Origin of the sequence: Micromonospora sp. NPDC002717 (assembly GCF_040295705.1) — a bacterium.
Classification (GTDB): domain Bacteria; phylum Actinomycetota; class Actinomycetes; order Mycobacteriales; family Micromonosporaceae; genus Micromonospora.
The window spans coordinates 268,439-278,392 of record NZ_JBEOVW010000009.1 but is presented as its reverse complement, the minus strand read 5'-3'; the positions used below and the strand labels follow the sequence as shown (position 1 = coordinate 278,392).

Below are 9,954 nucleotides of genomic sequence, written 5' to 3'. Positions count from 1 at the left end.
CTGACCAGGAACAAGCGGCTGACCCAGCAGCACGGCACCCCGGAGACCAACCAGTACCTGGCCAACAAGGATCTCGTCGACCGCCTCTACGGCGGTCGGGGGCCGATCGGAGCCCGGGGCGAGGGACTCGACCCGGACCACGTCCACGAGCTACAGCTCGACGGAAAGGACGAATACGCTAACCTCAGGCTGATGGACGCCTGGACCAACCGCGAGATCGGCCGTGAGATCTCCGTGGCGTTGCGCGACGTCCCCGAGGGCACCCCGGTCATCGTGAAGGTCCTGCCATGACCCGGCCGGATCCCGCCGTCCTCGCCCGGATCGCCGAGAAGTTGGAGCTGCTCACCCGGGTGGAGGCCGAGCACGGCTTCGGCGTGCGCATCGAGGGGCCCGCTCCGCTGGAGCCGATCGCCGACCTGCCCGGCGTCGCCGAGGTCTACAGCCTGTTCCGGCGCATCGAGGGCGACGACTTCCGGTTCCACGCGCCGAAGGAGATCCTCACCCCGCAGGCGTGGGAGGAGGACGAGGTCAACCCGAACGACCCGATGGGCAGCCCGCTGATCGTCGGCTACGAGATGGACAGCGTCCCCGCCGGCCTCCGCGCCGAGATCCGCGGCGGTGACCCGATCTATCTCGACCGGGAAGACCTGGACGTGTACTACATGGAGTCCAGCGCCTACGTCTACCAGTACGAGCACCCCGACGAGGACGTCGAGTTCACCGTCATCGCCCCTGATGTCGCCACGTTCTTCGACGAGCACGTGCTCGGTCCCCGCTACCCGGAGCTGACGGCCGTCGTCTTCGGTCCCGCCGCTGCCGAGCAGCGGCTGCGCAAGGGCCGGCACGCCGGCGAGTACGCCGACAACTGGCGGCGGCTGCTGATCGCCGCCGGCCTGTCCTCCTGACCCACCCGCCGACCCTGCGAAGGACCGTCATGGCAGCTGATCCGCGGTTCACCGCGTTGTGGAGCGAGGAAGAGCTCATCCCGTACCCGCGCGAGGCGTGGCTGGAGGGGGGTTTCACCCCCGAGATGCTTCCCGACGGTGACGAGATCCCGCTCGACGTGGCGGTGGTCTTCACCGCCTTCCTCGAAGGCGACATCGAGCTGTACGACACCATCCAGCTGACCACCGAGGACGGCTCGCTGGACATCCGACTGATCGTGGTCGGCGCGGTGGCCGACAACAACGACCTGCTCTACGTGCTCGACCCGCGCACCGGGGAGATCCTCCAGTGCGACCTGGAGCAGCCGGACGTGCAGCCGGTGAACAGCAACTTCCGCACCTTCGTCGAGTTCCTCTACCAGTTCGCGCTCTTCGTCGAGGCGGACGAGGGCAAGCCGGGGCGCGCCGAACGGGCGGAGCAGCTGCGGATGGTGCTGGAGAGCATCGACCCGGCCGCCTTCACCCCCGACGGCTGGTGGCCGTTGGTGATCAGCCAGCTGAAGTGACCGCCGGGCGGCAGGCCCGGATCGCGGTCAGCGTGGTGTGCACGTCGAACTGGTGTCCGTCGTCGCTGTCCCAGCCGCCGTCGCTGCGCTGGGTCTCGGCGAGCCGCCTGCGGGCGGCGACGAACAGCCACTGCTCCTCGCTCCCCTCGACCTGGCGCAGCGTGGCAGCCAGCCACGCCACGTCGGCCGGGGACATCTTCGGCACCCGCTCGGCCAGCACCGCCTGGATGCGCGCCGACTCGTCGTACATCTGCTGCCGGTGCAGCACCGCCGCGCTCAGCCACCCGGCCGGGAGGAAGGACGGCCAACTGCCGTCGGGGGCGAGCGCCGTGGCCAGCGCGTGCGCCGCCGCCTGCACCACCCCGGCGTACGCCCCACCGACCCGGTGGTCCAGCGGGCCGGCGGCCCGGGCGTCGAGCCCGGCGACGGTCAGCCAGTAGCCGGCGTTGGCGGTCAGGTAGAACCGGGCCTCCGGGTCACCGGGGCGGGCCCACTCCGGAGCCAGGCCGGCCAGCCGCGGGTCCTCCTCCCAGCCGCCGTCGGGCAGTTGCCGGGCGGCGAGCCAGTCCAGCGCGTGCCGGGCGGCGGGACGGCCGAGCGCGCCGAGGTCGTCCAGCTCGGTGAGGCGGAAGCAGGTCGCGTCGACCGAGGCGACCTCGCCGCCGAGCACCGCCGGCCAGCCACCGCCGGGCGCCTGCCCGGCCTCGGCCTCGTCGAGCAGTTCCACCGGCGCCGGCGCGCCGGTGCGCAACCGGGAGAGACGGGCGCGGTCCACCGCGTCCCCGTGCGCCACGACGAAGCCGATCGCGGCGTCCATGTCGACCACGGCGGACACGCTACCTGCGAAAAGTCGGTCGCGCCTCCGGGAAACGGCTCGGCCGGGTCCACCGGGTAGCCACCGTCGACCGGCGCGACATGCGGACCGGGGCCGGCGGCACGGCACAGAGGCCCTCCCGCACGGGCGGAAGGGCCTCTGGTGCGACCGGTCAGTACGCGGGCAGCGACGGGTCGATCTGCTTGATCCAGGAGAGCACGCCGCCCTGCACGTGCACGGCGTCGCGGAACCCGGCCGCCTTCAGCGCGGCGAGCGCCTCCGCGGAGCGGACCCCGGACTTGCAGTGCAGCACGATCTGCCGGTCCTGCGGCAGGTTGGCCAGCGCCTCGCCGGAGATGATCTCGCCCTTGGGGATCAGCGTCGCGCCCGGGATCCGGACGATCTCGTACTCGGCCGGCTCGCGGACGTCGACGAGGAAGATGTCCTTGCCGGCGTCCTGCCACTCCTTGAGCTCCAGTGCGGTGATGGTCGAGTCGACCACCGCCTCCTGCGCCTCCACCGACACCGCGCCGCAGAAGTCCTCGTAGTCCTCCAGCAGGTCGGTGACCGTCGGGTTCTCGCCGCAGAGCACGCAGTTCGGGTCCTTGCGGACCTTGATCTTGCGGTAGCTCATCTCCAGGGCGTCGTAGACCATCAGCCGGCCGACCAGCGGCTCGCCGATGCCGGCGAGCAGCTTGATCGCCTCGTTGACCTGGATCGAGCCGATCGACGCGCAGAGCACGCCGAGCACCCCGCCCTCGGCGCAGGAGGGAACCATGCCGGGCGGCGGGGGCTCCGGGTAGAGGCAGCGGTAGCAGGGGCCGTGCTCGGCCCAGAACACCGACGCCTGGCCGTCGAAGCGGTAGATCGACCCCCAGACGTACGGCTTGCCGAGCAGCACCGCCGCGTCGTTGACCATGTAGCGGGTGGCGAAGTTGTCCGTGCCGTCGACGATCAGGTCGTACCGGGAGAAGATGTCGCGGACGTTGTCCCGGTCCAGCGCGGTGTTGTGGATCTCCACGTCGACCAGCGGGTTGATCTCCCGGATCGACGCCGCGGCCGACTCGGCCTTGGAGCGGCCGACGTCGGAGACGCCGTGGATGATCTGGCGCTGGAGGTTGGACTCGTCGACGGTGTCGAAGTCGATGATGCCGAGGGTGCCGACGCCCGCGGCGGCCAGGTACATCAGGGCCGGCGAGCCGAGACCGCCGGCGCCGACGCAGAGCACCCGGGCGTTCTTCAGCCGCTTCTGCCCCTCGACCCCGACGTCCGGAATGATCAGGTGGCGCGAGTAGCGGCGGATCTCGTCAACGGTCAGCTCGGCGGCGGGCTCGACGAGCGGGGGCAACGACACGGTGGACTCCCCGGGATCGGCTGATGGCGAACCGAGCCATTGTCGCCCGTCATGGGGCCGGTCGGCCATGAGGAGGGACACGTCGCCCGAACTGCGGGAGCGGGAATATTCAGATCCCGGGGACCAGCTTGCCTTCGTAGCGCGAGCCGTCGACGTAGGGCCAGGCGTTGGCGACGCAGCCGTCCAGTCCGTACGTCTGCTGTTGCATCACCGGCGCCGGCTCGCCCGGGGCCGGGCACGCCTGGTGTTCCCCGCCGAACTCGTGGCCCACCTCGTGGTTGATCACGTAGGCGCGGTAGATCTCCAGCGGCGCCCCGTAGTCGGGAACGGCCTCCAGCCAGCGGGCGAGGTTGATGATCACCTGACCGGGGAGCCGGCAGGAGGTGTAGCCGTCGGTGCTCAGCCCGCCCTCCGCGCACATCCGCTCCGAGGTGTCCGGGGTGGCGAGGTAGACGGTGAAGTCGGCGTCGTCCGCCTCGGCCACCCGCTGCACCCGGAACTCCTCCGACGCGGTCCAGCCGCGCGGGTCGCCCAGCACCTCGTCGACGGTGGCGGCGAAGGCGACGACGTCCTGGCCGGTGCCCGACTCCACGGCCACCCGGTAGCGCCGGACCGGCCCGGCGGTGCCCCGCACCGGGGAGTCCCCGGTCGCGGCGTCGAAGCTGCCCGTGCCTTCCCGCGGGTAGGGGGTGGGGGTGGGGCGCTCCTCGTGCTCGCCCGCCGCCGCCCCGTACGCCGGCCGGCCCGGGTCGCTCGTGGGCGGCTCGCCGGCCTGCCCGTCGGGCCGGGGGGCCAGCGTCACCACGGCGGCCGCCGCGAGCAGCAGGGCCAGACCGGTTCCGAGGGTGCGCCGGTCCCGGAGCAGGGCCGGCAGGCGGCGGCCCCGGGGCAGGGGTCGCGGCGACGGACGGTGGGTCGGCGGACCAGGCGGGTCGCAAGGGGACGACGACGTCATGACCTGAGCGTCCCACGCGAATCTGGCCATTTCCGCGCTTTTAGCGCAGTTTGGCTACGGCCAGTCCAGGCCGTCGACCGCGGCACCGGTGGGCGCTCCTGCCCCCGCTGTCCGGCCGGCGGCGGCTAGAGCGGCGGCCCGGCGTAACGCCGACCGTCGCGGTACGGCCAGGGATTGGCGACGCAGCCGTTGAGGAAGAGGGTCTGCTGCATCATCACCGGCGCCGGGCGGCCCCTGCCCGGGCAGCGCTCGTGCCGGTGCCCCAACTGGTGCCCGACCTCGTGGTTCACCACGTACGTCCGGTAGACCGCGAGCGGCACGCGGGCGCTCATGTAGTGCGGCACCGACAGCCGCCAACGGTCCAGGTTGATGATCACCTTGCCGGGCGCCCGGCACGACGTGTACGGCCGCCCGCCCACCCGGATGTCGACCCCGCCCGCCGCGCACATCCGGCCCGCCGTGGCGGCGGTGGCCAGGTAGACCGTGAAGTCGTGCCGGGCGTCCGCGCGTACCTGCTGCAACCGCAGCCCGCCGTCGACCCAGCTCCCCGGCCCGGTGAGCGCCTCCTCGACGGCCGCCGCGAACTCACCCGCGTCTTCGTCGGAGCCCGACTCCACGGCGACCCGGTAGCGGTGCAGCCTGCCGGCCTCCCCCAGCACCGGGCGCACCCGGTCGTCGTAGCCGAAGCTGCCCCGGCCCGCCGACGGCACCGGCCCGGGCAGCCGCAGCACCGGCGGCGGGGGCGTGGTGGCCGCGGCGGCGGGCGACGCCGGGACCGGCGAGGCGGACACCGGCGCGGCCGCCGGCGCGGGGGCCAGTTCCTCGGCGGTGAGCACCTCCGCGCCGACGTCGGCACCCCGCCGGTCGGCGACCACCGCCACCGCCGCGCCGACCGCGAGGAGGAGTGCGACCAGCTCGACGAGGCGACGCCGGCGGGCCGGCCGGCGGTGCCGGGGACGGGACAGGTCCGGGCCCTGGACGGCGGCCGGCGCCCGCTCCGTGGAGCGCCGACGCCCGCCGGTGGAGGCTGCGGCCCGCCGGCCCCGGGGCGGGGGCGGGGCGGGGCGGCGGCGGGCGGAGGACATCCCGGTCAGCCTGCCATGTCGGACCGTTTCGCGGTGTCCCCCGTTTCGGCGAGCAGGCCCAGCACGGCACGGGCGACCAGGCGCGGCACCTCCAGTTGCGCCACGTGCCCGACGCCGTCGAGCATCAGCAGGCGGCTGTCCGGGACGACCCGCGCGGCCTGCGGCGCCACCCGGACGTCCACCAGCCGGTCGTGCCGCCCCCCGATGACCAGCGTGGGCGCCCGGACCACACCGGCCAGCCGCCACAGCGACCCCGACCCCGGCAGGTACGACCGCAGGAAACTGGAGACCAGGCCGCGGAACGTCCGGACGTACGCGGCGGCGTAGTGCTCGGCCTCGTAGCGCACCCGGATCTCCTCCAGCGCCTCCTGCCGGCGCTGCTCGCTGATCCGGCTCAGGTCGCCGATGCACGCCTCCATGACCTGCTGGGCCATCACTTCGGGGGCGAGCTTGGCCAACTGCCGGGCGGCCAGGCGCTCGCCCCGGGGGATCGCCAGCAGCGGCAGCATCCGACCCTGCAACGAGCGCCGGAAGTCGAGGAACGGCAGAGCCGGCGAGATCAGGGTCAGGGTCCGGACCAGGTCCGGCCGCAGCCCCGCCACCTGCACCGAGATCGCCCCGCCCAACGAGTTCCCGAACAGGTGCACCGGCCCCCGGCCGGAGTGCTCGATCCAGCGGATCACCCGCTCGCTGAAGGCCGGGATGGTGTAGCGGCGCCCCGGCTCGCTGCGGCCGAACCCCGGCAGGTCGATGGCCTGCCCGTCGAGGCGGTCGGCGAGCAGGCCGGCCAGGTCGGTCCAGTTCTGCGACGAGCCGCCCAGGCCGTGCACGTAGAGCGCCGGTTCCGCGCCGGGGGCGGTGGCCGGGGTGTCCCGGACGTACGTCACGGTGCCGTCGAGGCGCACCTCGCGCCCGGGCCAGGGCGGCGGGACGGAGTGCTCGGGGAGGAGATGGTCCGGCCAGAGGATGGCGCGCTTCATCCCTCCAGTCTGCCCACGCCCGCGCCGCCCGGCAGCGCGTCGAACCGCGCCCGCGCCGCCCGGCAGCGTTCGGACCGTGCCCGCGCCGCGAGCGGGCCGCTCGCGGCACGCACCGCTCCCCCGGCGCGTCGGGCCGCACCCGCGCGCTCAGGCCAGCAGCGCCTCGATCCGGCGGTTGACCGCGGAGAGGGTGGCCCGGACGACCGCCTGCCGGGGATCGCCGGCGACCAGCGCGGAGCCGACGAGTTGCTCGACCCAGCCGTCGCAGACGAGCAGCACCACGACCGTGGCCACCTCGCAGTTGCCGAACGGCACCACCGCGGCGTGCTCCACGAAGCAGCGGCCCCGCTCCGGCCCGGGATCCCCGCCGCGGAGCAGCTCGTCCACCGCCGCCGCGGCGGCCACCGCGCAGAGCCGCAGCACGTACCCGTCGACCGCCGGTCCCGTCGAGTAGCCGGCGGCGCTCTCCCCGCCGGCTACGAGGCGCACCTCCACGGTGGCGTCGAGCCCGAAGGTGCTCACCTGGACGTGGTCGATCACCACCCGGGGACCGGCCGCGCCGCCGGTGTCCAACGGCCGGGACGGCGCGGACTCCGTCGTGGTCACCTGCCCGCCGGAGTACGACGTGCCGACGGTCGCCGGGCTGCCGGTGGGGGTCCCGGCCGGGGCGGCCGACACCGAGCCCGGCTCCTCCACGGTGGCCCGGCCCCGGTGCGGGGCGGTGGACTGCCGGCGCCGGCGCGGGGGCTCCGGCGCCGCCTCGGGACGCTGCTCGACGCGGGCCTGCGGGGCCTCGGTCGGACTGCCGGCGGCCACGCGGCTGCCGGGCACCCGGGTCTCGGCGGCCGGCGGCTCGGCGCTCCGCGGCCCGGCGGAGCCCGGCGACCTGGTCTCGGCGGCGCGCGGCTCGGCCGACCGGCGGCGCACCGGGGCGGCCGGCATGCCGGGCACGTTCTGTGGGGCGGCGGCGAGCCCCATCCGCTCCTGGAGCAGGCGGGCGACCTGCCGGCTCACCTCGGCCGGGTCGGCCCCGTCGGCCAGGTCGAGCCGCAGGCTGTGCGCGCCGGCCGGGGTGCGGCGCAGGGCCGCGTCGCGAACGCCGGCCACCCCGCGTACGGCGTCGAGGATCGCGTTGACGTCAAAGCCCTCCGGCCGCTCCCGCAGCGGTGCGGGCTCGTCGTCGCGGCGCAGATGGGTGGCGATGCGGGCGAGTTCCGGGGTTTCGGCGGGTGGCTCCACGGCTGGCGGCTCCGGCACGACGGGCACGTCCGGTTCGGCGGGGACGCGCTGCGGCAACACCGCCGACGAACGGTCCGGGAGCCGGTCGTCGCCGGCCGGCTCGGCCGTCGACGCCGGTTCGGGGGCGGATCGGCGGGCCGCGTAGGGAGGTGCGCTCGTCGGGGCGGGCACGGACGGGGTGCGGTCACGTCGCCCGGGCCCGCTCGTGGCGGCGGGAGCGGAGGCGGCCTGCGGGCCGCCCGATGCCTCCGGCGGCACCGGGGGCCGCTCCTCGCTCACCGACCGGAGCCGGAACGGCCGGGCCGTCCGGCCCGCGGTCTCGTCCCCGGCCGGCGCAGGAGCGGTGCCCTCCACCGGGCCGGCCAGGTCGTACGCAGCCGGGGGCGCGCTCGCGGGCGCGCCCGACGGCCCCCCGCCCGCCCAGGCGGGTCGCTCGGCCGGGACCGGGATGGAGCGGTCGGCCGCGGGCGACGCCGCCCGGTCGGCGGGGTCGGCCGGCGGCTCGTACGCCGGGCGCGACGCGGACTCGGTCCGGCCGACCTCGTAGGGGCGGCCCGGCTCGGCGTGCGGCGGCTCGTAGGGCCGGCCGGGCGGCTCGGCGCGCGGCGGCTCGTAGGGCCGGTGCGGCTCTGCGGTCCAGCCCGGCGCCCGGTCCTCCCGGGACCGGCGGCCCACGGGCTCGTCCTCCTCGCGCGCCCGGCGGCCGACCGGCTCGTCCTCCGCCCGGGACCGGCGTCCGGTGGTGGCAGGCTCGTCCCAGGCCCGGCGGCCGGCCGGCTCGCTCTCCTCACGGGACCAGGGGGGTGCCCAGCCGCCGCCCCAGCTCGGCCGGTTCCAGTTCGGGCCGGACCAGTCCGGCTCGGTCGCCGGTGGCCATTCGGCGGCCGACGCGCGGGAGTCGCCCGGTTCCCGGCCGGCACCGGGCCCACGGTCGGCGCCCGGCGCGTGCTCCGCGGCCACCTGCTCGACGCCCGGCACGCGGTCGGGGCCGGTGGCACCAGAGGTGCCGGCCTGCTCGGCGGGGGCCGGCGCGGGCTCCTGCCCGGCGACCGGGCCACGGTCGGGGTCGGAGCCGTACTCCTGCCGGAAGGCGCGCTCCGCGCCGAGCGCGCGGTCGACGCCGGAGAGCCGGTCGCCGGTCGCCGGTCGGTCGCCCGCCGAGGCCTCGGGCGCGGGCGGGCGCTCGCCGGCCGGCGGGAACGGACGGGGGGCGGGGGCCGGCGGCTCCGGCGGGAAGGAGTCGGCCCAGCCGGTGGCACCGGCGGCCGGGGAGGGCTCCTCGGCGGCGGGGCGGTCGACGGTCGGCGCGTGGAAGCCGGGCGGCACCTCGAAGCCGCTGGCCGCCGTGCCGACGGGCGGGACCTGCATGGCCGGCGGGGCCGAGGTCGGCAGGCCGGGGTCGGCCCAGCGCGGCTGGCGGCCGGCCGACGGGTCCGCGGAGGAGTGCCGGGCGGGGCCGGTCTCGGGCTCGGCGGGCCCGTGCTGCGGGTCCGACGGCTGTTCGGCCGCGGGCGCCGGCCGCTGCGCGGGCACCACCAGCCGGTCGCCTCCCGGGTCGCGGCGCTGCTCGCCGAGGATGCCGGGCGGGGCGCTCACCGGGGCCTGGCGGCCGGCCGGCGCGTCGTCGGCGTGGCTGACGCCGTTGACGTGGTGACCGTTGGCCCGAGCCGGCGGCTCGGGTGCGGCCGGCGGACCGGGCAGCGGCGACGGCAGGTCGCCGTGCCGGGGCGAGGAGGCGGCCCAGCCGAGACCCGGGTCGGGCGGACCCCACGCCGAGGCCTGCTCGCGGGCCCCGGAGATCTCCTGACCCCGGGACCATCCGGCCGCCGAGGGCGCCCACCCGCCGCCGGCCCGGCCCAGGTCGTCCTGCTGACCCGTCCCGTCGCCGTGCTCTCCCGGGGTGGCGGCACCGGGTTGCCCTGTTTCACTCACCGCGCGCTCCTTGGTCGCCCCCGCTGAGGCTACCGTGTGGTGACAGTGGCGATAAGTTACAGCGGCGGGCCAATTCCGCGACGGGCCATGAGCCCAGACCGGTTCGGGTGAAATGCCGGCTCGTACGAAGAAACTCGGAGGTTCC

At 75.9% G+C, this 9,954-nt stretch carries 8 protein-coding genes and 1 pseudogene; 3 read left to right on the top strand and 6 right to left on the bottom strand.

The annotated features are described in order from the left end of the window. The 3 genes and pseudogenes from ABT006_RS16640 to ABT006_RS16630 all read left to right on the top strand — a co-directional run. A pseudogene (locus tag ABT006_RS16640) lies at nucleotides 1–291 on the top strand (hypothetical protein); the annotation flags it as partial. Beyond that, nucleotides 288–905, top strand: coding sequence for a hypothetical protein (locus ABT006_RS16635; RefSeq protein ID WP_350707170.1), 618 nt, complete (start codon nucleotides 288–290; stop codon nucleotides 903–905). The pseudogene ABT006_RS16640 and the gene ABT006_RS16635, both read left to right, overlap by 4 nt. Nucleotides 906–934: 29 nt before the next feature. Beyond that, nucleotides 935–1,450 (top strand): SUKH-4 family immunity protein, encoded by a 516-nt coding sequence (locus ABT006_RS16630; protein ID WP_350707168.1) that lies wholly within the window; start codon nucleotides 935–937, stop codon nucleotides 1,448–1,450. Here the strand turns inward: ABT006_RS16630 and ABT006_RS16625 are convergent. From ABT006_RS16625 to ABT006_RS16600, 6 genes are all read right to left on the bottom strand, one after another. Next, complete coding sequence (locus ABT006_RS16625) at nucleotides 1,434–2,267, bottom strand: prenyltransferase/squalene oxidase repeat-containing protein (protein WP_350707200.1); 834 nt, start codon at nucleotides 2,265–2,267, stop codon at nucleotides 1,434–1,436. The two genes, ABT006_RS16630 and ABT006_RS16625, sit on opposite strands and share 17 nt — an antisense overlap. A gap of 169 nt (nucleotides 2,268–2,436) precedes the next feature. Further along, nucleotides 2,437–3,618, bottom strand: a complete 1,182-nt coding sequence (moeZ, locus tag ABT006_RS16620; protein WP_350707166.1) for an adenylyltransferase/sulfurtransferase MoeZ — start codon at nucleotides 3,616–3,618, stop codon at nucleotides 2,437–2,439. A 109-nt stretch (nucleotides 3,619–3,727) separates the two neighbouring features. Further along, on the bottom strand, nucleotides 3,728–4,573 hold the full coding sequence (locus tag ABT006_RS16615) for a DUF3152 domain-containing protein (protein WP_350707164.1): 846 nt from the start codon (nucleotides 4,571–4,573) through the stop codon (nucleotides 3,728–3,730). Between the two features lie 125 nt (nucleotides 4,574–4,698). Then, nucleotides 4,699–5,658 (bottom strand): DUF3152 domain-containing protein, encoded by a 960-nt coding sequence (locus ABT006_RS16610; RefSeq protein WP_350707162.1) that lies wholly within the window; start codon nucleotides 5,656–5,658, stop codon nucleotides 4,699–4,701. 5 nt (nucleotides 5,659–5,663) lie between these two features. Next, on the bottom strand, nucleotides 5,664–6,638 hold the full coding sequence (locus ABT006_RS16605) for an alpha/beta fold hydrolase (RefSeq protein ID WP_350707160.1): 975 nt from the start codon (nucleotides 6,636–6,638) through the stop codon (nucleotides 5,664–5,666). 147 nt (nucleotides 6,639–6,785) lie between these two features. Continuing rightward, nucleotides 6,786–9,809: a hypothetical protein gene (locus ABT006_RS16600; RefSeq protein ID WP_502890985.1), complete on the bottom strand. Its 3,024-nt coding sequence runs from the start codon at nucleotides 9,807–9,809 to the stop codon at nucleotides 6,786–6,788. Nucleotides 9,810–9,954: the final 145 nt, after the last annotated feature.

Coding starts and splice junctions, on each gene's coding strand:
- ABT006_RS16625 (WP_350707200.1), bottom strand. CDS start 2,267: ATGGACGCCGCGATCGGCTTCGTCGTGGCGCACGGGGACGCGGTGGAC.
- ABT006_RS16630 (WP_350707168.1), top strand. CDS start 935: ATGGCAGCTGATCCGCGGTTCACCGCGTTGTGGAGCGAGGAAGAGCTC.
- ABT006_RS16605 (WP_350707160.1), bottom strand. CDS start 6,638: ATGAAGCGCGCCATCCTCTGGCCGGACCATCTCCTCCCCGAGCACTCC.
- ABT006_RS16610 (WP_350707162.1), bottom strand. CDS start 5,658: ATGTCCTCCGCCCGCCGCCGCCCCGCCCCGCCCCCGCCCCGGGGCCGG.
- ABT006_RS16615 (WP_350707164.1), bottom strand. CDS start 4,573: ATGACGTCGTCGTCCCCTTGCGACCCGCCTGGTCCGCCGACCCACCGT.
- ABT006_RS16635 (WP_350707170.1), top strand. CDS start 288: ATGACCCGGCCGGATCCCGCCGTCCTCGCCCGGATCGCCGAGAAGTTG.